This is a genomic window from Streptomyces sp. NBC_01306, from assembly GCF_026340465.1.
GTDB lineage: Bacteria > Actinomycetota > Actinomycetes > Streptomycetales > Streptomycetaceae > Streptomyces.
The window spans coordinates 972,145-995,251 of record NZ_JAPEPC010000001.1 but is presented as its reverse complement, the minus strand read 5'-3'; the positions used below and the strand labels follow the sequence as shown (position 1 = coordinate 995,251).

Sequence of the window (23,107 nt, the reverse complement as noted above, 5' to 3'; positions counted from 1 at the left end):
CGCGACCGGACACGCCCCGCCCGTCCCTTCAGGGGTGAGCGGGGCGGACCGGGGACAGGATGGGGGGATGGGATTCCATGTCGACTCCGAGACGGGGCCGCTGCGCCGCGTCATCCTTCACCGGCCGGGTCTGGAACTGAAGCGGCTCACCCCCAGCAACAAGGACGCACTGCTCTTCGACGACGTGCTGTGGGTGCGCCGCGCCCGCCAGGAGCACGACGGCTTCGCCAACGTCCTGCGCGAGCGGGGTGTGGAGGTGCATCTCTTCGACGACCTGCTGCGGGAGTCGCTGGAGGTGCCCGAGGCCCGCACGCTCATCCTGGACCGGGTCTTCGACGAGAAGGAGTACGGCCCGCTCGCCACCCACCATCTGCGGACGGTCTTCGACGACCTGTCCGTCGGTGACCTGGCGGAGGTGCTGGTCGGCGGAATGACCAAGCGGGAGTTCCTGGAGCGGTACCGGGAGCCGGTCTCGGTCCGCTTCCATGTGATGGATCTGGACGACTTCCTGCTCGATCCGCTGCCGAACCACCTGTTCACCCGCGACACATCGGCCTGGATCTACGACGGTGTCTCCATCAACGCGATGCGCTGGCCGGCCCGGCAGCGCGAAACCGTCCACTTCGAGGCGATCTACCGCTACCACCCGCTCTTCACCGGCTCGGGCGCCTTCCACCACTGGTCACAGGGGCAGGTCGACTACCCGTCCACGATCGAGGGCGGCGACGTCCTGGTCATCGGCAACGGCGCCGTCCTGATCGGGATGAGCGAGCGGACCACCCCGCAGGCGGTGGAGATGCTGGCCCGCGGGCTCTTCGCGGCCGGGTCCGCGCGCACCATCGTGGCACTCGACATGCCCAAGCGGCGGGCGTTCATGCACTTGGACACCGTGATGACGATGGTCGACGGAGACACCTTCACCCAGTACGCGGGGCTCGGGATGCTCCGCTCGTACACCATCGAACCGGGCTACGGCGACCGGGAGTTGAAGGTCACCGACCACCCGCCGGAGCGGATGCACCACGCCATCGCGGGTGCGCTGGGGCTGAGCGGTATCCGGGTGCTGACCGCGACCCAGGACGTGCACTCGGCGGAGCGCGAGCAGTGGGACGACGGCTGCAACGTCCTCGCCGTCGAGCCGGGTGTGGTCGTGGCGTACGAGCGGAACTTCACCACCAACACGCATCTGCGCAAGGAGGGCATCGAAGTCATCGAGATTCCCGGCAGCGAACTGGGGCGGGGCAGAGGAGGGCCGCGGTGCATGAGCTGTCCGGTCCAGCGGGATGCGGTCTGAGCGGATGCCGTATGCGGGATGCCGTATAGTGATGCGCTCAACCGCATAGAATTCCACTGAATCCCTGTGCCGTCCCTCTCTCCATCCCTCCATCCACTCGCGCCCCAAGGAGCAGCCACCATGGCGATAGACCTCGCAGGCCGCCACTTCCTCAAGGAGCTCGACTTCACCGCGGAGGAGTTCCGCGCTCTGGTCGAGCTGGCCGCCGAACTCAAAGCGGCCAAGAAGTCGGGCACCGAAGTGCAGCGGCTGCGCGGCCGGAACATCGCCCTGATCTTCGAGAAGACCTCGACCAGGACGCGCTGTGCCTTCGAGGTGGCCGCGGCCGACCAGGGGGCGTCGACGACGTACCTCGACCCCTCCGGCTCGCAGATCGGGCACAAGGAGTCCTTCAAGGACACCGCCCGGGTGCTGGGCCGGATGTTCGACGCCATCGAGTACCGCGGCGACAGCCAGCCGCAGGTCGAGGAGCTCGCCGAGCACGCCGGGGTCCCCGTCTACAACGGGCTCACCGACGACTGGCACCCCACCCAGATGCTGGCGGACGTGCTCACCATGACCGAGCACACCGACAAGCCGCTGGAGCAGATCGTCTTCGCCTATCTCGGCGACGCCCGCTTCAACATGGGCAACTCCTACTTGATCACCGGCGCGCTGCTCGGACTCGACGTCCGGATCGCCGCGCCCCGCGCCTACTGGCCCGCCGACGACGTCGTCGCGCAGGCGCGGAAGCTGGCCGCGGCGAGCGGCGGGACCGTCACCCTCACCGAGGACATCACCGAGGCCGTGCGGGGCTGCGACTTCGTCGTCACCGACGTCTGGGTGTCGATGGGGGAGCCCAAGGAGGTCTGGGCCGAGCGCATCACCGCGCTCGCGCCGTACGCCGTGACGATGGACGTGCTGCGTGCCACCGGTAACCCGGGGGTGAAGTTCCTGCACTGTCTGCCGGCCTTCCACGACCTGGGCACCCGGGTCGGGCGCGACATCCACGCGCAGTTCGGGCTGAGCGAGCTGGAGGTCACCGACGAGGTCTTCGAGTCGGAGCACTCGGTCGTCTTCGACGAGGCGGAGAACCGGATGCACACGATCAAGGCCGTCCTGGTGGCCACCCTGGCAGGCAAGGGATAGTCATACGCCCAATTGGGTGAATATGCGATAAGGCGGCTACTATGTCGTCCATTGGTGGGGTTCGAGCTCGCACGCTCGAACCCCATTTCGCTGTGTGTGCTGCTGTGCGCGCCGCTCCGCGCACGTCCGGAAAGAGACCCGCCCCCATGCGTTCGCCCCACCTCGCAGGACCCCGGCCGCCCCGTCGGCCGGGGCTGCGCGTCAAGTCGCCCGAGCTTCTGATCGCCGAATCCGGCGCGGATCTGGAGGGGCACGGCCTCCGCCGCACGATGGGGCTCTTCCAACTGGTGTGCTTCGGTGTCGGGGCCATCGTCGGGACCGGGATCTTCGTCGGCCTCTCCGACACGGTGGCCAAGTCGGGTCCCGCCGTCATCGTCTCGTTCGTACTCGCCGCGGTCACCTGCGTCTTCACGGCGTTCTCCTTCGCCGAGCTGGGCGGCGCGATCCCGGTGTCGGGCAGCTCGTACTCCTTCGCGTACGCCACGCTCGGCGAGCGCACCGCCTTCCTGGTCGGCTGGTGTCTGTTCCTTGAGTACGGCATCTCGGTGAGCGCGGTCGCCGTCGGCTGGAGCCAGTACCTCAACGAGCTGCTGAACAGCGTCACCGGATGGCAGCTGCCGGCCGTGCTCTCCAGCGGCCCGGCCGACGGCGGAGTGATCAATCTGCCCGCCGTCGTGGTGATCGGACTCGCCGCCGTCCTGCTGGTGCGCGGTGTCCGGGAGAGCGCCCGCGCCACGGCCGCGATGGCCGTACTGAAGATCGGCATCCTGCTGGCCTTCTGCGCCATCGCCTTCACCGCGTTCCGCCACGGCCATCTGGTGCCATTCGCACCCGACGGCATCGGAGGCATCACCTCCGGCGCCTCGATCGCGTTCTTCTCGTACATCGGCTTCGACGCCATCACCACGGCCGGCGAGGAGGTCAGGAACCCGCGGCGCAACATCCCGCTCGCGATCATGATCTGTATCGGCATCGTCACCGTGCTCTACTGTGCGGTCGCCGTGGCGGCCATCGGCGCGTTCGGGGCGCCCGCCGTCGCCGACCGGCCCGCCGCGCTCTCGCTGATCGTCAACCAGGTCACCGGCTCATCGGTCGGCGGCGGTGTCATCGCGTTCGGCGCGGTCGTCGCCATCGCATCGGTGGTGCTGGCCGTGATGTACGGGCAGACCCGCATCCTGATGTCGATGTCCCGCGACGGACTGGTCCCCGCGGTCTTCGAGAGGGTCTCCCCGAAGACCTCGACGCCGGTCTCCAACACCTGGATCGTGGCGACCGTGGTCGCCGTTCCCGCCGCGTTCTCCTCGCTCGACGTCGTGGTGAACCTGACGACCATCGGGGCGCTGGCCACGATGGTGGCCGTGAACGTCGCGGTGATCGCGCTGCGCCGCAGCCACCCGGCGCTCCCGCGGACCTTCCGGGTGCCGCTGTTCCCCGTCAGCCCCGTCCTGGGGGTCGGGTTCTGCGTGTATCTGATGTACGGGACCGGCTGGCGGACCTGGCTCCAGTTCGCGGGCTTCCTGCTGGCCGGTGCGGCCGTCTACGCCGCCTACGGGCGCCGCCGCTCCCGGCTCGGAGCGCAGCAGCTCAGTCGCCAGGACCCGCCGGCAGGGTGAACCAGACGGCCTTGCCGTGCTCGGTCGGGCGGTGGCCGTAGGACGAGCTGAGGGTCCGGATGAGCAGCAGGCCGCGGCCGTGCTCCTGCATGGGGTCGGGCGGGCCTGTCGGCGGCGTCCGGGTCAGCTCGCCGGGTGCCACCGGGTCCCGGTCGTGCACCTCGACCTGGCAGCCGGTGTGCAGGACCTCCACGACCAGCTCTATGGGGTCGCTGCCAAGCGTGTGCTCCACGGCGTTGGCGACCAGCTCGGACGTGAGGAGCTCGGCCGTGTCGGAGTCCGCGGCGTCCTCGCCCTCCAGATCGGCGAGCACGGTACGGATCAGCGCACGCGCTATCGGCACCGCGGCCGCGGTGTGCGGCAGTGCGATGCGCCACGAGGCGGGGCGCGAGGTGTCCGGCACGGCTGGTGTTCCGTTCGGTGTGGAGGGGGTTGTCCTGATTTCAACGATACGGAGCCGGAGGCGTTGCGAGTAGAGGCAGCGGCCGGGAGGAAATGGGACCTGTGCCACATTCTGACCGGACTTCCGGCGGGAAGCCTCACCATCTTTGTTATCGCGTACTCGTGACGGTAGTCACGTACGAGTGATAATTTAAAGGCGAACGCCGCTCTTTCACCGGGTCTCCGACCGGCCTTCGGACGAGTCCCCCGACCGAAGGAGGCCGCACACCATGAGCCCCTTTTCCGGCTCAGCAGACTCTGTGGAGCACTGGGACCATCTCCGTGTGACCAGGCAGGACGGGGTCGCGACCGTCACCTTCGCGCGCCCCGGGAAGCTGAACGCCCTGACCTTCGGCGCCTACGCCGATCTGCGCGACCTGCTCGCGGAGCTGTCCCGAGAGCGGTCGGTACGGGCGCTCGTTCTCGCCGGCGAGGGCCGCGGATTCTGCTCGGGCGGCGACGTCGAGGAGATCATCGGCGCCACCCTGGCCCTGGACACCGCCCAGCTGCTCGACTTCAACCGGATGACCGGACAGGTCGTCCGGGCGCTGCGCGAGTGCCCCTTCCCCGTGATCGCCGCCGTGCACGGGGTCGCCGCGGGCGCGGGCGCCGTCCTCGCGCTGGCCGCGGACTTCCGGGTCGCCGACCCGACCGCCCGCTTCGCGTTCCTCTTCACCCGGGTGGGGCTGTCCGGCGGCGACATGGGCGCCGCCTATCTGCTGCCGCGCGTCGTCGGCCTCGGCCACGCGACCCGGCTGCTGATGCTGGGGGAACCGGTCCTGGCGCCGGAGGCCGAGCGGATCGGCCTGATCAGCGAACTGGCCGACGAGGGCCGGGCGGGCGAGCGGGCCGCCGCGCTGGCCCGCCGCCTCGCCGAGGGCCCGGCGCTCGCGTACGCGCAGACCAAGGCGCTGCTCACGGCCGAACTCGACATGCCGCTCGCCGCTGCCGTCGAACTGGACGCCACCACACAGGCGCTGCTCATGAACGGCGAGGACTACGCCGAGTTCCACGCCGCCTTCACCGAGAAGCGGCCCCCCAAGTGGCAGGGCAGGTAGCCGTGGCGGCCGGTGAGGGGGAGCGCGCCGCCGCCCTTCGGGTCGCGGTCGTCGGCGGCGGACCCGGCGGTCTCTACGCGGCCACCCTCCTCAAGCGGCTCGACCCCGCCAGGTCCGTCACCGTCTGGGAGCGCAACGCCCCCGACGACACCTTCGGCTTCGGCGTCGTCCTCTCCGACGAGACCCTGGGCGGCATCGAGCAGGCGGACCCGGCCGTCCACCGCGCGCTCCAGGACGAGTTCGTACGGTGGGACGACATCGACATCGTCCACCGCGGCACCACCCTGACCTCGGGCGGCCACGGCTTCGCGGCGCTCGGCAGGCGCCGCCTCCTGGAGATCCTGCACGAGCGCTGCCACGAGCTGGGGGTACGGATCCGCTTCCGCACCGAAGCGCCGCCCCCCGCCGAACTGGCCGCCACCCACGACCTGGTGGTCGCCGCCGACGGGGTGCACAGTGCCGCCCGCCGGGCCTACGCCGAGGTCTTCGCGCCCCGCGTCACCACCCACCGCTGCCGCTACATCTGGCTCTCCGCGCCCTTCGCCTTCGACGCCTTCCGCTTCGAGATCGCCGAGACCGAGCACGGTGTGATGCAGCTGCACGGCTACCCGTACGGGCCCAAGGACTCCACCGTCATCGTCGAGATGCGCGAGGAGGTCTGGCAGGCCGCGGGGCTCGACCGGTGCGACGAGCGGGAGTCCACCGCGCGGTGCGCCCGGATCTTCGCCGACGCGCTCGGCGGCCGGCCGCTCACCGGCAACAACTCCACGTGGACCGCGTTCCGTACCGTGGTCAACGACCGCTGGTCGCACGGGAACACGGTGCTGATCGGCGACGCCGCCCACACCGCGCACTTCTCCATCGGCTCCGGCACCAAGCTCGCCGTCGAGGACGCGCTCGCGCTGGCGGCGAACATCGAGGAGCAGCCCGACCTGCCGTCGGCCCTTGCCGCGTACGAGAGCGAGCGCCGCCCGGTCGTCGCCTCCACCCAGCGGGCGGCACGAGCCAGCCTGGAGTGGTTCGAGCAGCTGGACATGTATCTGGGCCAGCCACCGAGGGAGTTCGCCTTCAACCTGCTGACCCGCAGCCGCCGGGTCACGCACGACAATCTGCGGCTCCGCGACCGCGCCTTCACGGACACGGTGGAACGCGACTTCGGCTGCCGGGACGGCACACCGCCGATGTTCACCCCGCTGCGGCTGCGCGGTCTCGAACTGCGCAACCGCGTCGTCGTCTCGCCCATGGACATGTACTCGGCACACGACGGTGTCCCCGGCGACTTCCACCTCGTCCACCTGGGCGCCCGCGCCCTCGGCGGCGCCGGTCTGGTGATGACCGAGATGGTGTGCGTGAGCCCCGAGGGCCGCATCACACCCGGCTGCACCGGCCTCTACACCGGCGAACAGGCGTCGGCCTGGCGCCGCGTCACCTCCTTCGTGCACGAGCAGTCGCCCGGCACCGCGATAGGCGTCCAGCTCGGGCACTCCGGCCGCAAGGGGTCCACCCGTCTCATGTGGGACGGTATGGACGAGCCGCTCCCGGACGGCAACTGGCCGCTGTCGGCCGCGTCCCCGCTCCCGTACCTGCCGGACGTCAGCCAGCTCCCGGCGGAACTCGACGCGGCCGGACTCACCGCGGTGCGCGAACAGTTCACCGATGCGGCCCGCCGCGCCGCACGGTCGGACTTCGACCTGCTCGAACTGCACTGCGCGCACGGCTATCTGCTCTCCGGATTCCTCTCCCCGCTCACCAATCTGCGCACCGACGGCTACGGCGGCCCGCTCCGGGGCCGGCTGCGCTTCCCCCTGGAGGTCTTCGACGCGGTGCGGGCCGTCTGGCCCGATGACCGGCCGATGACGGTCCGTATCTCGGCCGCCGACTGGGCACCCGGCGGTACGACACCGGACGAAGCAGTCGCGACAGCCCGCGCCTTCGCGGCCCACGGGGCCGACGCGATCGACGTCTCGACGGGGCAGGTCGTCCCCGGCGAGAAACCCGCCTACGGCCGCTCCTACCAGACCCCGTTCGCCGACCGCATCCGCAACGAACTGGGCGTCCCGGTGATCGCGGTGGGGGCGATCTCCTCCTGGGACGACGTCAACTCGCTGCTGCTGGCGGGCCGTACGGACCTCTGCGCGCTGGCCCGCCCGCATCTGTACGACCCGCACTGGACCCTGCACGCGGCGGCGGAGCAGGGCTACGAGGGCCAGGCCGCGCCCTGGCCCCTCCCGTACCGGGCGGGCAGCCGCGCACCGAGGACCGGCAGAGCGGACGGCCCCAAGCCGAGGCTCACGCTCAAGTGACGGTAGGGACGGCCGTCCTGGTGACAACGGCCCGGTCGGCCACGGGCCGGTATCCGATGCGCCGGTACACGCCGTTGCTGGTCGGGTTGGCGAGGTCGGTGAAGAGCAGTACATCGGCCGCGCCCGCGTCCAGCGCCGCCCGGCTGATGTGCGCGGTGACCGCCGCCGCGTAGCCGCGACCGCGCAGGCCGGGCGGGGTGTACACGGGGGCGACGCGCACCGTGCCCGCGGTGGGGCGGGTCATCCCGGCCATGGACACCGGGACGCCCCGGTGCTCCCAGAGCGCCAGTCCGCCGTACGAGATCCGGTCGTCGACGGAGCTCTCCGCCCGGGCCACCGGCTGTCCGGTGTCGCGACCGAACGCGCGGTGCCACTCCACCAGCAGCTCATGGTCGGCGGTTGTGGCGGTACGTGCCTGTCCGGCCGGGCAGGGCGACGGCGGGGTCAACTCGGCCAGTCGGTGGAGGCGTTGCTCCTGTGCGATGGCCCGATCCGGCCACGAGGCGGTGAGCGCATCGGCCACCGCCCGTTCGGCGTTGACGGCGGTCACCCCCCACTCCTCGAAGGCATTCGCGAGCGACAGCACGGCTTCGTCGGGCACCATTCCGACCTGCAGAGGGTGCGGCGGCGTCCACACGATGACACCGTCCACCACGCCGGCCGGGGACCGCCACCAGCCGAAGAGCGGGGCGCCGTCCCCGTAGAAGCGCGCCCCATGGCGCTTCAGTACAGCGGTGATGGTCAGCACGAGCGTGTTCCCGGCCGGGTGCAGGGCGGCGGCGGGCTCCGCCGTGGCGAGAAAGCTGTCGAGATCGTGGGTGAAGGTCCATGTCATGCAGCACATGGTGCGCGGCGGCGGCGCGGGAGGCACGCGGGTTTCCGGGCGACGGGCTGCGCCGTCAACCCGCTCACCCCAGCCGGAACCGCTGGAGTTTGCCCGTCCCGGTCCGCGGCAGTGACCCTGCGAACACCACCTCCCGGGGGCACTTGTGCGGAGCCAGCTCGGACTTCACGAACTCTCGCAGCGGTTCCGCCTCCCGCGCCGCCCCCTCGCGCAGCACCACATGCGCCACCACCACCTGCCCCCGCTCCGGGTCCGGGCGGCCCACCACCGCCGCCTCCAGGACGTCGGGATGGCGCAGCAGTGCGTCCTCGACCTCGGGGCCCGCGATGTTGTACCCGGCGGAAATGATCATGTCGTCGGCGCGTGCCACATAGGTGAAGTAGCCGTCCCGGTCACGCAGATACGTATCGCCTGTGAGGTTCCAGCCGTCCCGTACGTACTCCGACTGGCGCTCGTCGGCCAGATAGCGGCAGCCCACCGGACCGCGCACCGCGAGCAGGCCCGGCTCGCCGTCGGGCACCGGGCGGCCGGAGCGGTCCACCACCCGGGCCTGCCAGCCGGGCACCGGAACCCCCGTCGTCCCGGGGCGCACCGCGTCGTCCGCGGCGGAGATGAAGATGTGCAGCAGCTCCGTCGCCCCGATGCCGTTGATGATGCGCAGTCCGGTCCGCTCGTGCCAGGCGTGCCAGGTGGCCGCGGGCAGATTCTCCCCGGCCGAGACACAGCGGCGCAGCGCCGAGACGTCGTACGAGTCCAGCTCGTCCAGCATCGCGCGGTACGCGGTCGGCGCCGTGAACAGCACCGACACCCGGTGAGTGGCGAGCGCGGGCAGCAGCTGGCGCGGCCCGGACCGTTCGAGCAGGAGGACCGAGGCGCCCGCGCGCAGCGGGAAGACCACCAGACCGCCCAGGCCGAAGGTGAAACCGAGCGGCGGGCTGCCCGCGAAGACGTCGTCGGGGCGGGGCTTCAGCACGTACCGAGCGAAGGTGTCCGCGACGGCCAGCACATCGCGGTGGAAGTGCATACAGCCTTTCGGCCGCCCGGTGGTCCCGGAGGTGAAGGCGATCAGCGCCACGTCGTCGGCGGAGGTCGCGACGGCCTCGTACACATCGGGTCTGGCCGCGGCCAGCCGCAGCAGGTCCTGTGGCCCCTCACCGCCGTACGTGGTGATCCGCAGCGCGGGGACCTCCGCCTTCACCAGATCGTCGACGGCGCGGATGTCGCACAGCGCATGGCTGACCCGGGCGAGGGAGCACACCTCGGCCAGTTCGTGCGGGCGCTGGGTGGCCAGCACGGTCACCGCCACCGCGCCCGCCTTCACCACCGCGAGCCAGCAGGCGGCGAGATGGGGTGTGGTGGGACCGCGCAGCAGCACCCGGTTCCCCGGCACGACGCCGAGATCCGATGTGAGGACATGGGCGATACGGCCGACCTCGGCCCGGAGTTCGCCGTACGTCCAGAGCTCACCGGCGCCGGTGCGGAAGGCGGGGCGGTCGGCGCCGAAGCGCTCGACGGTCCGGTCCAGCAGCTCCGCCCCGCAGTTGAGCCGGTCCGGATACGCCGGCCCGGGAAGGTCATCGAGGAGCAGCCGGGGCCACTGGTCGGCGGGCGGCAGCTGGTCGCGGGGAAAAGTGTCGACGTGCGCTGAGGTTTTCAGCTCCATCACAGGATCGCCCCCTTAGGCGGCATCGCACATGGAGCGTATCGTTTGCGTGACGACAGTCAACGGTTCACGATAGAGGGGATCGGGGATGACCGCATTCGCACTGGACCCGGACCAGCGCAAGTGGTGCGCCGAACTGCGCACCCTGGCCGCCGAACGGCTCGGCCCGCTCGCCGCGGCCGGGGAGCCCGGCCGTGTCAACCGCCCTCTGGTCGCCGCCCTCGGTGAACATGGCCTGCTGGAGCGGCTGTTCCGGGCGGGCGCGCTGGACCTCTGCCTGCTGCGCGAGTCGCTCGCGTACGCCTGCACCGAGGCGGAGACCGCGCTCGCGCTCCAGGGCCTCGGGAGTTACCCCCTCGTCCAGGCCGGCACCATGTACCAGCGCGAGCGGCTGCTGCCCGAGGTGATCGCGGGCAGGGCCGTCGCGGCCTTCGCGCTGAGCGAGCCCGGCGCGGGGTCCGACGCCGCGGCCCTGGAGCTCAAGGCCGCACCGGACGGCGGGGGGTGGCGGCTGACCGGCACGAAGTGCTGGATCTCCAACGCCCCCGACGCCGACTTCTACACCGTCTTCGCCCGTACGACCGAGGGTGCCGGAGCCCGGGGGATCACCGCGTTCCTGGTGCCGGCCGACCGCCCGGGGCTGACGGGTTCGCGGCTGGACATGCTCTCGCCGCACCCCATCGGGACGCTGGACTTCGACGGGGTGCCGGTCGGGCCGCAGGACGTCCTGGGCGAGCCGGACCGGGGCTTCCGGGTCGCGATGAACACCCTGAACCTCTTCCGCCCCAGCGTGGGCGCCTTCGCCGTCGGCATGGCACAGGCGGCCCTGGACGCGACCATCGGCCACACCTCCCGGCGTACCGCGTTCGGCGGCCCGCTGAAGGACCTGCAGGCGGTGGCCCACCAGGTCGCCGAGATGGCCACCCGCACCGAGGCCGCACGCCTGCTGGTCCACGCGGCGGCGGCCGCCTGCGACGCGGGCGACCCCGGTATCGCGAAGCGCTCCGCCATGGCCAAACTCTTCGCCACCGAGACCGCCCAGTACGTCGTGGACACCGCGGTCCAACTGCACGGCGCCCGGGCCCTCCAGCGCGGCCACCTCCTCGAACACCTCTACCGCGAGGTCCGCGCCCCGCGCATCTACGAGGGCGCCACCGAGGTCCAGCGGACCATCATCGCCAAGGAGCTGTACCGATGAGTCCCGACCGCGCCGACGCCAAGGAGCTGTACGCATGAGCCTCGACCGAGTCAACCCGCCGGAGCTCTCCCCGCCCACCGGGTTCTCCCACGCCGTCGCCGCCACCGGTACCCGGCTGGTCTTCCTCGCGGGGCAGACCGCGCTGAACGGTGCGGGGGAGGTCACCGGAACCACCCTGGTGGCCCAGTTCGAGGTGGCGCTGTCGAACCTGCTCACCGCACTGCGCGCCGCGGGCGGCGATCCGGCCGACCTCGCGCGTGTCACGGTGTACGCCACCGATGTGGCCGACTACCGCGCCCACGCCGCCGAACTGGGCCGTATCTGGCGGAAGCTGGCCGGCCGCGACTACCCGGCGATGGCGGTGATCGGCGCCACGCGGCTCTGGGACGAACAGACGATGGTGGAAATCGACGGAGTCGCCGTACTGTCCTGACATGCCCGAGATCACACTCACCGCAGGCACCGTCGACTACGTGGACACCGGCGGCTCAGGCCCCGTCGTCGTCCTCCTCCATGGGCTCGTGCACGACGCCACCGTCTGGCGCAAGGTGATCGACGGCCTGCGCTCCGACCACCGGGTGCTCGCGCCCACCCTGCCGTACGGCGCACACCGCACCCCCATGCGCCGCGACGTACCGCTGACACCGGACTCGGTGGCGGAGCTCATCGCCGAGTTCCTCGACCGGCTGGAGCTGCGGGACGTCACCCTCGTCGAGAACGACTGCGGCCGCGCCCAGTCCGTCGCAGCCCGGCACCCGGAGCGGCTCGCCCGGCTGGTCCTGATCTCCTGCGAGGCTTTCGACAACTACCCGCCGGGCATCCCGGGCAAGCTGCTCGTACTGGCCTGCCGGATGCCGGGCGGCATCCCGCTGCTGGTCCATACCCTCGCGATCAAGCCGCTGCGGCGTCTGCCGGTCGGCTTCGGAGCGCTCACCAAGCGGCCCGTGCCCGACGAGATCGTCGACGGCTGGCTCCGCCCGCTCCGCACCGACAGGGCGATCCGCGAGGACTTCCGCCGCTACGGTCTGGGCGTACGCAAGTCGGAGCTGCTGGAGGCAGCGGAGGGATTGCGGACGTTCGACAGACCCGCGCTGGTGGTGTGGGCGCTGGAGGACCGCATGATGCCCCGGGCCCACGGCCGTCGTCTCGCCGAACTGCTGCCGCAGGGGCGGCTCCTGGAGATCGAGGACAGCGGAACGCTGATCGCGGAGGACCAGCCGGAGCAACTGATCGCCGCACTGCGGGAGTTCATCGCCGGCACTGGCTGAAGGCGGCTGCGCCGGGGTGCGGCCCGGCGGCCCCTCCGTATGACCGTCGCCTCAGCGCAGCCGCGCCGCTTCCGCGGCGGTCACCGATGCCAGCAGCAGTTCCGTGTCGAAGAGTGAGGCGTCCGCGAGCCGACTGGCCCCTGCGTAGGCGTTGAGCATGACCTTCGCGCTGCGCAGCGCGGCGGGCGATCGTCTGACCAGTGGTCTGATCCACCGGGCTACGGCGCCGTCCAGCTCGCTCTCCGGAACGACCTTGTGGAGTACGGAGAGCTCGGCCGCCTTCGCCGCGCTGAAGTTGTCCGAGGTCAGGATCAGTTCGCGGACCCTGGCGGTCCCCGCTTCGTTGAGCAGCCGGGGCAGTACGCCGCCCCAGGCGGGCGGCACACCGAGCCCCAGCTCCGGCATCCGGTAGCGGCTGGTGTCCGCGCCGACCCGCAGATCGCAGAAGACCGCGAGCCCGAGACCGGCGCCGATCACGCCGCCGTGCAGCCGGGCTATGGTCACCGCGTGGGCGGTGGCGAGCGCGTCGCAGACCCGGCGCGCCTTGTTGCCCAGCGCGTGGAGCCCCGCGCCGCCGGGGTCCGTGGCGAGCAGCGCGGCGAATTCGCTGCGCTCACCGCCCAGGCAGAAATCGTCTCCCGCGCCGGACAGCACCAGCACTCTGATTCCGGGATCGTCGTGCAAGTTGTCCAGTACGGCCAGGAGTTCATCGAGGACACGGCCGGAGATCGCATTGCCCGTCTCCGGAGTACTCAACTCCACTTTCAGTACGGCGCCTTCATGCGTCACACGGAGTGTTTTGAGATCTTCCACGATGTGCTTCTATTCCTTGTGATCTGGCCCGTGGCATATGCGCTTTCCACGAGCTGACTGAGATATTCCGGATTTTGCCGGGGCCGGCCGGCCCGTCGGCTCTTCAGTCCTGGACGACCATGAGTTCCGTGAGCCGGCGGAATGCCACGCGCGGCGCCCAGACCGGGGTGCCGCTGAGACGCAGCCCCGGCAGCCGCCTGAGCACACCGGTCAGCAGGGAGGTCGCCTCCAGCCGCGCCAGCGGGGCCCCCAGGCAGTAGTGAATTCCGCCGCCGAAGCTCAAGTGCGAAGACCTGCGGTGGATGTTGAACAATTCGGCGTCCTCGTGCTTCGCCGGATCGTGGTGTGCGGCGCCGACCAGCAACTGCACCATCTCGTCCTTACGGATCAGCGCATCGCCGAGCACGCTGTCCGCCGGGGCGATCCTGCTGATCATGTGGATCGGCGGGTCGTAGCGCAGCACCTCGTCGATCACGGCCGGCAGGTTCTCGGGGTGCGTGCGCAGCCACTCCATCTGGAGGGGGTGCTCAAGCAGCAGCCGGACCGAGGCGGAGAGCAGGTGGGAGGTGGTCTCCAGACCGGCGACCACCACGAAGAGCGCGAGGGAGTAGACCGCTTCGTCGGCGACGGCACGGTCGGGTTCCATCCCGTCCCAGGTCCGGATCCAGGCTGACACCGGATCGTTCCCCGGATTCCGGCGGCGCTCCCGGATCAGGGTGGTGAAGTACTCACGCAATCGGGCGGTCGCGGAATCCGAGAGCGCGAGCTGACTGTGCGACGGGAATAATTCCTGGGTGAATACCTGATCGTGCGTGAGTTCACGCATGAGTGGGTAATCGTCGGGGGGCAGGCCGAGCCATTCGCCGATGACCGCGACCGGCAATTCCTCGCTCACCAGTTTGCAGAAATCGGCTTCACCGTCCTGCAATTTCTCCGTCAGCCGGTCGAGCAGTCGATCGGTGTTCCTGTCGACCGAATGACTTATTATCTGAAGGGATTTGCGGTCGAACATGTGCCCCATGGAGCGCCGCATTCGGGTGTGATCCGGCGGATTGAGCATGGGCAGTGTGTCGCCCATCTGGAGCGAGGCGGGGGCGCTCCAGCGAGCGGCGTCCGCCTGCCGGGTACGCCACTCGCTGCTCGGAACAGCCCAGGACCGGTCCCTGAGTACCTGGTCGCACAGGTCGTACGGGGTGACCAGGTACCCGCCCCACGGGGCGGGGAACACGTCTCCCATTTCCCTGAGTTTCGTGTAGAAAGGGAAAGGATTCGCCTGGCCTGCCGGTGTTCGCATGCGCGAGAAAAGCGAAACGACCGCTCGCCTTTCGACGGGCAGGGTAGCCAGGGAGAGCTCCACTGCGACTCCTTGTTGAAGAGATCACGTAAGATTTGCCAACCCTGTCTACCCGTCCGCCTGAACATTCATGCGACGGTAAAGTCACTCAAGGTGTTGTGGATGTCACACCTTCCACCATGTCAGGAATCCACTCCACCAGCTACCCTTTCCCGGCTTTCCGCGGCCCTGCGGCGCGGGTGTGTTTTCCGGTATGCGCGGGCCAGTCGCGTAAGGCCTGGATGTGCGCTTTTCCCGGTGTTCGGGCGTAAAGCGGGCGGGCAGTGCGGCGAGCGCGCGGTGGAAGGGGCCCGGCCGCCAGGTCAGGGTGTCGGCGGGTACCGCCAGGTCGATGTCCGGCAGAGTGTTGAGGAGCTTCTCGATCGCCAGGACCGAGATCAGCAGTGCGGGATCCTTGGCCGGGCAGGCGTGCACGCCCGCGCCCCACGCGAGGTGCGCGCGCTTGCTGAGCGTCTGACGACTCATCGACAGGGCCGGATCGCTGTTGGCCGCGGCGAAGCTGATGACCACCGGATCACCGGCCCGCAGGGTCGTTCCGGAGAGGTCGACGTCGTACAACGGGTAGTGCGCCGCGTAGTTGGCTATCGGCGGACCATTCCAGAGCACGTCGTTGATGGCATCCTCGACGAGCAGACCCGCCGAGTGCTGGCCGCCCGAGTACTTGTCGTCGGAGAGCAGTAGCCGCAGCGCGTTGGCGATGATGTTCTGGGTGGGCTCGGTGCCGGCCCCGATGAGCATGACCAGTTGGTGGATCATCTCCTCGTCGGACAGCCGCGCCTCGTGCTGCATCAGCCAGGAGGTGATGTCCTCACCGGGTTGGGAGCGCTTGAGCGTGACCAGTTCGAACAGGGACTCTGTCAGGATCTCGCTGGCCTTCTCGACGTCGACGCCGTCGAAGAGGCAGGAGATCCCGTACACCAGCCGGTCGCCGATCTCAGCGGGGCAGCCGAAGAGATCGTTGAACACCAGCAGCGGCACCAACTGGGCGTACTCGGCGATCAGATCGGCACGGCCGCGGCCGCTGAACTGCTCGATGAGATACGTCGCGACTCGGTCGACGTGTCGGCTCACCCGGTGCGTGTCGATCCGGGCCAGCGAGGACGTCACTGCCTGGCGGAGCCTCAGATGCTCAGTGCCGTCGGTGAACAGGCAGTTCGGCCGGTACGCCATCATCGGCAGGATCGGGCTGTCCAGCGGCACCTGCCCCTCACTCAGGGCTCGCCAGCGGCGCGAGTCCCGCGCGAACACGTCCGGATTCTGCAGCACATGGAGCGCGGCCGCGTAGTCCGTGACGAGATGTGCCTCCACGCCGGGGGACAGCTCGACGGGTGCCGCCGTGCCGTACGCCCGCATGTGTTCGTAGTAGGCATCGGGATCGGCGGCGAACTCGGGCCCGTACAGCGGAACGCTCTTGCCGCTGTTGTGGGCGGGGCAGCCAGGGGGCGGACCCTGGTCTTCGGAACGGTATTGCATGCCGAACTCCTAGGAAAGGCGCGACTGAAGATAGCGGACGAGGACGATCAGAGCATTCGCGGACGAGCGCTGATCGCGCGCGTCGCAACTCACCAGAGGTGTCTCGGGAAGCAGGTCGAGAGCTTCTCTGATCTCCGTGTCCTCGTGTTTCGTACCGATGTCGAACCGGTTGACGGCGATGGTGTACGGAATGCCGTACTGCTCCACCAGGTCCATCACGGGGAACGACTCCTGAAGCCGCTCGGGATCGACCAGTACGAGGGCGCCGAGCGCCCCGCGCGACATGTCTTCCCATACCTGGACGAAACGCTGCTGTCCCGGTGTTCCGAAGAGATAGAGCACCAAATTCTCACTGAGCGTGAGTCGGCCGAAGTCCATCGCGACGGTTGTCGTGGTCTTGCCGCGCGTTCCCTTGAGGTCGTCTATCTCCTCGCCGGCCCGCGTCATTACTTCCTCGGTCCGCAGCGGAGGGATCTCCGACATGGTTCCGATGAATGTGGTCTTTCCGACGGCGAAGTGCCCGACCACCAGGATCTTCGCCGCGGTCTGCACGGTTTCGTTCAGATAGACCCCGCTATCCGAAACGGGCTTGAAGGCCATTCAGCACCTCCTCAAGTATGCGTCGTTCGACACGCTCGGCCCGCGGAATGGGTTTGCGCGTGTAGAGGTATCCCGCATCGGTGAGATCGGCGAGCAGGACGCGGACAATGCCGACGGGCAACTGGGTGTGACCCGCGATCTCGGCGACCGCGAGGTACCCCCCGGAGCACAGCTCGACCAACCGGCGCTTCTCCGGGTCGAGATGGCCGATCGCAGGGCAGTTCTCGGCCACGGTGATCAGCGTGATCAGCGAGAACTCGTGATCGTCCACCAGGCTGCGGCCGTTGGTGATGACGTACGGACGCACTAATTGCGGGGCTTCCGGCTCCTGGTCCGGTTCCTCTGTCGTCGTCATGCGTCGGCGTCGGCAATCTCGCGCGGAGGACTGGTCAGTGCCTTGCCGAGCTGGCCGACCAACTGCTGCATACGGAAGGAGATCTCCGCCATGTCGACCTCGGGGGAGGCCGAAACGGCGAGGTAGGCGCCCTCGCCTGCGGAGATGAGGAACACCCAGCCGTGCTCGAACTCGACCAGCGTCTGGCGCCACTGGGGCCGGTCGTTCGGCGGGCGGCCGCAGAAGTCGGCCACCGTGCGGCTCAGGGACTGCATCCCGCTCATCGCGGCGGCGATGGTGTCGCCGTGGTCCTTGCCGACCTCCTTGGAGCGGGCCATGAGCAGGCCGTCCGCCGAGACGAGGATCGCGTGCCGCGCTTCGGGGACTTCCAGGGCGCTGTCAAGCATCCATGACAGGTCGTAGTTCACTGAGTCTCAGGCCCTTCGCTGCTTGCACTGGTGGAACGGCGTCCCGACTGGGTCCCCCGCTGGAACGCCCCCATCACTGAGGCGATCTGCTCGGTCGACCTGGCAGGGGCGGCCCCGGCGTCGGCTTCCGGCACGATGGAGATCGGCCCCCTTCTGCTGCGTTTCGGGAGGCCGCCGAAGGTGGTCGTGGGAGCCGGTGCCGGTGCTGCCGCCGGATCCTCCTCGGGCGGCATCGGGGAGGACGCGGCCACGGTGGGAATCTCCTTCGCCTGGGGCTGGGGGGCGGGTTCCGGCATCGACGTGAGGAGGTCGTCGGGCAGGAGCACGACCGCGCGCACACCGCCGTAGGGCGACGTGGTGTCCACGGAGACACTGAATCCGTAGCGTGCGGCGAGCACGCCGATCACGGTGAATCCGAACTGCGGCGGGTTGCCGAGTCCCGCGACGCCGGGGGAGCGCTCACTCGAAAGGAGCTTGGCCGCGCGGCTCTTCTCCTCCTCGTTCATGCCGACACCGGCGTCGTCGACGATGATGCAGACGCCCTTGGGAACCGGCCGGATGTTGATCTCGATCATGGTTTCCGGCGCCGAGTAACTAGTGGCGTTGTCGAGCAGCTCCGCGAGTGTCAGCGCGACCGGTTCGACGGCGCGGCTCACGATGGCGAAATGACTCTGGGTCCGGATCTCCACTCGGGTGAAGTGGCGGATACGGCCCTTCGCGCTGCGGACCACGTCGTAGAGCGACGCGTCGGCGCGCTGACGGCCGAGCCAGCCGTCGCAGAGCACGGCAATGGACTGGGCGCGCCGTGCGAACTGGGAATTCATGTGGTCGATGTCCAGGAGGTCCTGGAGAATCTGGAGTTCGCCGTACTTGCCCTGGAGTTTCGAAATGGCGAGCTGCTGCTCACTCGCAAGACCCTGAAGCGTCCGCATGGCGGATTTCAGAGCGGTCTTGGTGGCTTCTTCGGCCCGCTCTTTCGCCTCTTCCACGGATTCCGCGTAGTGTTCTTCCAGGGTGGCGTAGTGGCTTCTGAGTTCTTGCTTTTCCGTACGGAGCTTGGAAATCGACTTTCTTCCGCGAACGATCGCGGTAGCGGCGACAGGAGTACCAGCTATCAAAGCCCAGAGTGCTGGATCCTGGAGGTACTGAGTCATAGGGCTCTCTTCGGGTGGCGGGGCCGCCGGGCTCTGAATGTCTCGGGGGCGCGGTCGAGTGCACTCGTGGCCGCAGACATACGGGATCGGTCGCGCGCGTTCTCCTGCCCGACTGCCTTTAAAGGCCCGGCTGATGGCAAAGTTCCCCCCGGGGTGGCGGAATTCTGGCCCGACGCGCTGCGCAATTAAGCGCCATAGCGGGTTTGGTACCGCCTGGCAAGCGTGATGATCTTAGCACCACGGGATGGGGTGACGATCCCGGGGAAGCGTTATCTTTCTGGCATCTGACGGAAATTCAGCAAGGTGCTCATATGGGGTCTTGTGGGCGTTGACTATTTGCCGGACGTGCCCGATTGATCATGATTGTGAATTCTTCGGGACGAATGTCCGCGGGCGTGGACCGGGCCCGGGGAAGCCTCGGCCGGGGCCGTCCGGCGGCCGTGTCGTCAGGGTGCGGCGAGCCGTTCGATGGCCACCAGGGCCGCGTCGTCTCCCAGGCTGCCGTCGGCGTGACGCAGCAGATCGGCGCACAGATCCTCCAGCAGCGCGTCCGGTCCGTCGGCGCGGCACGCTGCGATCCGGTCGGTCAGCGGGTAGAAGCGGCCTGCCCCGTCGCGGGACTCGATGACGCCGTCCGTGTACAGGAGCAGGATGTCGCCGACACCGAAGGGGAACGTCTGGGCGGTGAAGGCCGACCCGGCCAGCGCCCCCAGCCCCAGCGGCGGTGCGGGCTCCCGGACGTCGAGCGAGAGCACCCGGCCGGACCGCAGCAGCAGGGGCGGCGGATGCCCGCAGCTGACCAGACGGAGTTCCGGGTCGGCGTCCGGGATGTCCAGCACGGCAGCGGTCACGAAAGCCTCCGTACCGCGTTCCGCGTCCCCCTCCGAGGGCGGCAGTCCGTCGGCGTACGCGGCGACCCCGGCCTCCAACTGGGCCACGGCTTGCGGAAGTCCGGGTTCCTGGTGGGTCAGGGCCCGGAAGGAGCCCAGGACCTGGGCGGCTTCGCCCATCGCGTCGAGTCCCTTGCCGCGTACGTCTCCGACGATCACGCGGGTGCCCCAGGTCGTGCGGGCCGCCGCGTACAGATCGCCGCCGAGCTGCGCCTCCGCCTCGGCGGCCAGATAGCGCGACGCGATGTGCAGCGTCCCGCTCCGCTCGGGCAGCGCGGGCATCACCACACGCTGCACCGCCTGTGCCACCCAGCGGAGCTGGGACATCTCCCGCACGTGCTGCTCCCTCACATGGGCGAAGAAGGTGACGAAGACGGAGATCAGGAACAGCGCGGCGATCTGGTACGTGTGATTGAGGTCGTTGATGCTGGTGCGCGCGATGCCCACCAGCGACTGGGCCAGGACAGCGACCGCACCGACGAGGCCGGTCGTACGGGGGCCGGCGAACGACGCCGTGATCGCCGGAGCCGCCACGAGAAAAGGGCCGAGGTGGACGTCCGGTGGCGCGTTGACGTCCAGCACCGTGACGACGGCGATCAGGGCGAACGGCACCGCGATGAGCGCTTTCGGGCGCGGTAGGTCCTCGTGGAGCGGGCGCAGTATCCGCAGCGGGCTCATATCTCTGGATACCGCACACGGGCCGCTCACGCTCCCCGTGGCCGTGCCGCCGTGCCGCCGTGCCGCCGCGCTCCGGGGTGAGCCGCTGCCGGACCGAGTGGCTCCCGCACGCAGATACGGGGGAATCACGACGGTATGCGGTTGTATCCCTGTATCGACCGACTGACTTGTTCGCCATGGGAGGATGCGCCTTGCCCGCCAGCCCGAGTGTTCCCGTGTCCCCGGCTCGGCGCGCCGAACCACTGCAACGGCTTCTGTTCGGCGGCATCTACGGAACGATCCTCGCCAGCGCACTGGCCGCCGCTCTGGACAACGACAACGGCAGCCCCGACCCCGGGTACGACGCGCTCTGGGTTCTGCTCACGTCACTCGCGTCGGCGGCGGCGCACGGTTACGCCCATGCCATCGCCCACCGGAAGGCCGACGGAGTGCCGGTCACCAGCAGCACCGTACGGTCGGTGCTCACCGAGTGGCCGCTGGCCGCCGCGGTGCTGCCCACGGTGGCCGCCCTGCTCGGCGCGCACGCGGGCTGGTGGGGGGAGGAATCCGCGATCGCGTTCTCCCTCGGCATCAACACGGTGGCGCTGTTCGGCTGGGGGCTCTGGGCCGCACGTGTGGCGGGCCGCAGCTGGGGCAGGGCGTCCCGCACCGGTGGCGTGGACATGCTGATCGGGCTTCTGATCGTGGCGGCGAACATCCTGAGCCACTGAGCGAGCGGCCGTTCGGAAGCCGGGGGTGATCCGCTGCCGCGCTGTGGCTGCCGGACCGGATCGCCGGCCGGCGGCGGCCCGCGAACTGGCCCTGTTCCACCGTGATGTGAGGCCGTGGAACGTGATGCTCCAGTCCCGGGCCCGGGCTGGGTCGCGCCGGGGGTGCCCCTTACGGTGAGGCATGTGACCCTGAGTGCGAGATCTCTTCTGCCGGTCAACATCACCCTCGGAGTCCTGCTGGTGGTGCTGCTGGCGGTGGCGGCGGGGGTCGCCTGGTTCTTCCGGCTGTCCCCTGATTCCTCTGATTCCCCGGCCGGGCGTCCCCGGGAAATCCTGGTCGCAGGAGTGCGTGCGGCCGCCCAGCTCGCCGTGGTGTCGTTGATCATCACCTGGGCGGTCACCAGGGTGGCCGGGCTGGCAGCGTTCCTGGTCGTGATGTTCACCGTCGCCGTACGCACGGCAGGCCGACGGCTGACCAGCAACCACACCTGGTGGCTCACCGCCGCACCCCTTGCGGCCGGCGTCGTCCCCACGGTGACGGCGCTGCTGCTGACGGGGCTGGTTCCCCTCAAGGGCCTCGTACTCATTCCGATCACCGGCATTCTCATCGGCGGCGCCCTCACCGCAACGGTGCTCGCGGGACGCCGCGCCCTGGACCAGCTGGAACAGCGCAGGGGAGAGGTCGAGGCTGCGATGGCGCTGGGCTTCTTCGACCGGGATGCGCGGATGGAGATCGCGCGTCCCGCGGCATCCGACGCCCTGCTTCCGGGGTTGGATCAGACGCGTACTGTCGGGCTGGTCACCCTTCCCGGGGCGTTCGTGGGCATGCTCCTTGGGGGTGCGAGCCCGATGATGGCCGGCGCTGCGCAGCTGTTCGTCCTGATCGCCCTCATGGCTGTGCAGGCCGTCGCCGTTGCCGTGACCGTCGAACTGATAGCTCGTCGGCGCCTGTTCCGCCCGGCGCGGGCGGAGACCGGGCCAGCCTCCTGACCGTGCGGAATTGCTGGAGCCCGCTGATCCGTCCAGGAGATCCGGCTGCACAGTCGAATTACCTCGAACGGATCAATGCCGTACGCCCATTCAGGAGATCGCGCTGTGTGTTGAATTGCGTGTTCGGACGGTTGCTGTGGTGGTGGCAGTAGCTTCCTCTTGCTGAGGCGATTCATTTCCCTCTGTGGGCCGTTCGACGGCGGATTGTGCGAGCAGTGAGCCGTTCGTGTCGGCGCATGTACGGGGACGTCGCCTCACGGCATCTACCCATCGGTCTGTGACCTCGTGGAGGCAATGCGTGTTCCCCAAGCCCAAGACCAGCAAGCTCGTCATGGCGCTGACTGCCGGTGTGATGGCCGTCGGCGTGGCCGCAGGTCCCGCTCTGGCCGGCGACCTCAGCAACGGCACGGCCAGCAACGGCCAGATGACTGTCGCGGCCAAGTCCTTCTACAAGGGGCGTGTGATCTCCCCGACGGGCGTGCTGGTGCGGAGCGGCCCCAGCCAGCGCTTCCGGGTCGTCGGTTCCTACTCGCACAACTCGATCATCGAGATCGTGTGCAAGGTGCACGGCCAGAACGTCGCGGGTAACAACCTGTGGTACAAGACGCCCCGCGGTAACTTCGTGTCGGCGCGGTACATCACCAACATCGGTGCCATTCCGCGCTTCTGCTGAACCCGAGCGGAAACACCCCTTGTGCGGTGACATTCCTGCTGTCGCGCCATATTGCGCAAGGGGCTTGATCTGCCGCTGTTGCATTCGTCGCCGGCCCTGTGCTCCAGGGGGCCGGCGACGAAGCGTTTTTGATACGAAATTCTCCGACGAGGGCGTTCGCCGCCCGCACCGTGCGGTCCGGCCGGGCGAGGGCCCCAACG

At 69.3% G+C, this 23,107-nt stretch carries 22 protein-coding genes; 11 read left to right on the top strand and 11 right to left on the bottom strand.

What is annotated here, in order from left to right; genetic code table 11:
• Nucleotides 1-67: 67 nt before the first annotated feature.
• The 3 genes from OG385_RS04315 to OG385_RS04305 all read left to right on the top strand — a co-directional run bounded on the left by OG385_RS04315 (nucleotide 68) and on the right by OG385_RS04305 (nucleotide 4,035).
• Nucleotides 68-1,294: an arginine deiminase gene (locus OG385_RS04315; RefSeq protein WP_266851984.1), complete on the top strand. Its 1,227-nt coding sequence runs from the start codon at nucleotides 68-70 to the stop codon at nucleotides 1,292-1,294.
• Nucleotides 1,295-1,414: 120 nt separating this feature from the next.
• Nucleotides 1,415-2,422, top strand: coding sequence for an ornithine carbamoyltransferase (gene argF, locus OG385_RS04310; RefSeq protein ID WP_266851982.1), 1,008 nt, complete (start codon nucleotides 1,415-1,417; stop codon nucleotides 2,420-2,422).
• Nucleotides 2,423-2,568: 146 nt separating this feature from the next.
• Nucleotides 2,569-4,035: an amino acid permease gene (locus OG385_RS04305; RefSeq protein WP_266851979.1), complete on the top strand. Its 1,467-nt coding sequence runs from the start codon at nucleotides 2,569-2,571 to the stop codon at nucleotides 4,033-4,035.
• On the opposite strand, the gene OG385_RS04300 is transcribed toward OG385_RS04305, so the two are convergent.
• Nucleotides 4,007-4,438 (bottom strand): ATP-binding protein, encoded by a 432-nt coding sequence (locus tag OG385_RS04300; protein ID WP_266851978.1) that lies wholly within the window; start codon nucleotides 4,436-4,438, stop codon nucleotides 4,007-4,009. The genes OG385_RS04305 and OG385_RS04300 overlap by 29 nt on opposite strands.
• Nucleotides 4,439-4,706: 268 nt before the next feature.
• Between OG385_RS04300 and OG385_RS04295 the strand changes: the two genes are divergently transcribed.
• Both OG385_RS04295 and OG385_RS04290 read left to right on the top strand, forming a co-directional pair.
• Nucleotides 4,707-5,534, top strand: coding sequence for an enoyl-CoA hydratase family protein (locus tag OG385_RS04295; RefSeq protein ID WP_266851977.1), 828 nt, complete (start codon nucleotides 4,707-4,709; stop codon nucleotides 5,532-5,534).
• Nucleotides 5,519-7,837 carry a bifunctional salicylyl-CoA 5-hydroxylase/oxidoreductase gene (locus OG385_RS04290; protein WP_266851975.1) on the top strand — a complete coding sequence of 773 codons (2,319 nt, stop codon included), beginning with the start codon at nucleotides 5,519-5,521 and terminating at the stop codon, nucleotides 7,835-7,837. Before OG385_RS04295 ends, OG385_RS04290 begins: the two co-directional genes overlap by 16 nt.
• On the opposite strand, the gene OG385_RS04285 is transcribed toward OG385_RS04290, so the two are convergent.
• Nucleotides 7,830-8,672 (bottom strand): GNAT family N-acetyltransferase, encoded by an 843-nt coding sequence (locus OG385_RS04285; RefSeq protein ID WP_266851973.1) that lies wholly within the window; start codon nucleotides 8,670-8,672, stop codon nucleotides 7,830-7,832. The two genes, OG385_RS04290 and OG385_RS04285, sit on opposite strands and share 8 nt — an antisense overlap.
• A 73-nt stretch (nucleotides 8,673-8,745) precedes the next feature.
• Nucleotides 8,746-10,344 carry an AMP-binding protein gene (locus OG385_RS04280; protein ID WP_266851971.1) on the bottom strand — a complete coding sequence of 533 codons (1,599 nt, stop codon included), beginning with the start codon at nucleotides 10,342-10,344 and terminating at the stop codon, nucleotides 8,746-8,748.
• Between the two features lie 88 nt (nucleotides 10,345-10,432).
• Between OG385_RS04280 and OG385_RS04275 the strand changes: the two genes are divergently transcribed.
• Genes OG385_RS04275 through OG385_RS04265 form a run of 3 tightly spaced genes read left to right on the top strand, consistent with a single transcriptional unit; the run spans nucleotide 10,433 to nucleotide 12,810 of the window.
• Nucleotides 10,433-11,542, top strand: coding sequence for an acyl-CoA dehydrogenase family protein (locus tag OG385_RS04275; protein WP_266851969.1), 1,110 nt, complete (start codon nucleotides 10,433-10,435; stop codon nucleotides 11,540-11,542).
• A 34-nt stretch (nucleotides 11,543-11,576) separates the two neighbouring features.
• Nucleotides 11,577-11,975 carry a RidA family protein gene (locus tag OG385_RS04270; protein WP_266851967.1) on the top strand — a complete coding sequence of 133 codons (399 nt, stop codon included), beginning with the start codon at nucleotides 11,577-11,579 and terminating at the stop codon, nucleotides 11,973-11,975.
• 1 nt (nucleotide 11,976) lies between these two features.
• Nucleotides 11,977-12,810, top strand: a complete 834-nt coding sequence (locus tag OG385_RS04265) for an alpha/beta fold hydrolase (protein ID WP_266851965.1) — start codon at nucleotides 11,977-11,979, stop codon at nucleotides 12,808-12,810.
• Between the two features lie 51 nt (nucleotides 12,811-12,861).
• On the opposite strand, the gene OG385_RS04260 is transcribed toward OG385_RS04265, so the two are convergent.
• The 8 genes from OG385_RS04260 to OG385_RS04225 all read right to left on the bottom strand — a co-directional run bounded on the left by OG385_RS04260 (nucleotide 12,862) and on the right by OG385_RS04225 (nucleotide 20,534).
• Nucleotides 12,862-13,626, bottom strand: coding sequence for an enoyl-CoA hydratase/isomerase family protein (locus OG385_RS04260; protein ID WP_266860622.1), 765 nt, complete (start codon nucleotides 13,624-13,626; stop codon nucleotides 12,862-12,864).
• Nucleotides 13,627-13,726: 100 nt separating this feature from the next.
• Nucleotides 13,727-14,917, bottom strand: a complete 1,191-nt coding sequence (locus tag OG385_RS04255; RefSeq protein WP_266851963.1) for a cytochrome P450 — start codon at nucleotides 14,915-14,917, stop codon at nucleotides 13,727-13,729.
• Between the two features lie 165 nt (nucleotides 14,918-15,082).
• Complete coding sequence (locus OG385_RS04250) at nucleotides 15,083-16,450, bottom strand: cytochrome P450 (protein WP_266851961.1); 1,368 nt, start codon at nucleotides 16,448-16,450, stop codon at nucleotides 15,083-15,085.
• A gap of 9 nt (nucleotides 16,451-16,459) precedes the next feature.
• On the bottom strand, nucleotides 16,460-17,050 hold the full coding sequence (locus OG385_RS04245; protein ID WP_266851960.1) for an ATP/GTP-binding protein: 591 nt from the start codon (nucleotides 17,048-17,050) through the stop codon (nucleotides 16,460-16,462).
• Nucleotides 17,025-17,405, bottom strand: a complete 381-nt coding sequence (locus tag OG385_RS04240; RefSeq protein WP_266851959.1) for a DUF742 domain-containing protein — start codon at nucleotides 17,403-17,405, stop codon at nucleotides 17,025-17,027. Before OG385_RS04240 ends, OG385_RS04245 begins: the two co-directional genes overlap by 26 nt.
• Entirely contained in the window at nucleotides 17,402-17,812 is a 411-nt protein-coding gene (locus OG385_RS04235; protein ID WP_266851958.1) for a roadblock/LC7 domain-containing protein, read from the bottom strand. The genes OG385_RS04240 and OG385_RS04235 overlap by 4 nt, the downstream gene beginning before the upstream one ends.
• On the bottom strand, nucleotides 17,809-18,966 hold the full coding sequence (locus tag OG385_RS04230; protein ID WP_266851956.1) for an ATP-binding protein: 1,158 nt from the start codon (nucleotides 18,964-18,966) through the stop codon (nucleotides 17,809-17,811). Before OG385_RS04230 ends, OG385_RS04235 begins: the two co-directional genes overlap by 4 nt.
• A 446-nt stretch (nucleotides 18,967-19,412) precedes the next feature.
• Nucleotides 19,413-20,534 (bottom strand): PP2C family protein-serine/threonine phosphatase, encoded by a 1,122-nt coding sequence (locus tag OG385_RS04225; protein WP_266851954.1) that lies wholly within the window; start codon nucleotides 20,532-20,534, stop codon nucleotides 19,413-19,415.
• Between the two features lie 215 nt (nucleotides 20,535-20,749).
• Here OG385_RS04225 and OG385_RS04220 point away from each other — a divergent pair, with 215 nt between their 5' ends.
• From OG385_RS04220 to OG385_RS04210, 3 genes are all read left to right on the top strand, one after another.
• Nucleotides 20,750-21,244, top strand: coding sequence for a hypothetical protein (locus OG385_RS04220; protein WP_266851952.1), 495 nt, complete (start codon nucleotides 20,750-20,752; stop codon nucleotides 21,242-21,244).
• 183 nt (nucleotides 21,245-21,427) lie between these two features.
• Entirely contained in the window at nucleotides 21,428-22,234 is an 807-nt protein-coding gene (locus OG385_RS04215; RefSeq protein ID WP_266851950.1) for an ABC transporter permease, read from the top strand.
• A gap of 298 nt (nucleotides 22,235-22,532) precedes the next feature.
• Nucleotides 22,533-22,907: an SH3 domain-containing protein gene (locus OG385_RS04210; RefSeq protein ID WP_266851949.1), complete on the top strand. Its 375-nt coding sequence runs from the start codon at nucleotides 22,533-22,535 to the stop codon at nucleotides 22,905-22,907.
• Nucleotides 22,908-23,107: the final 200 nt, after the last annotated feature.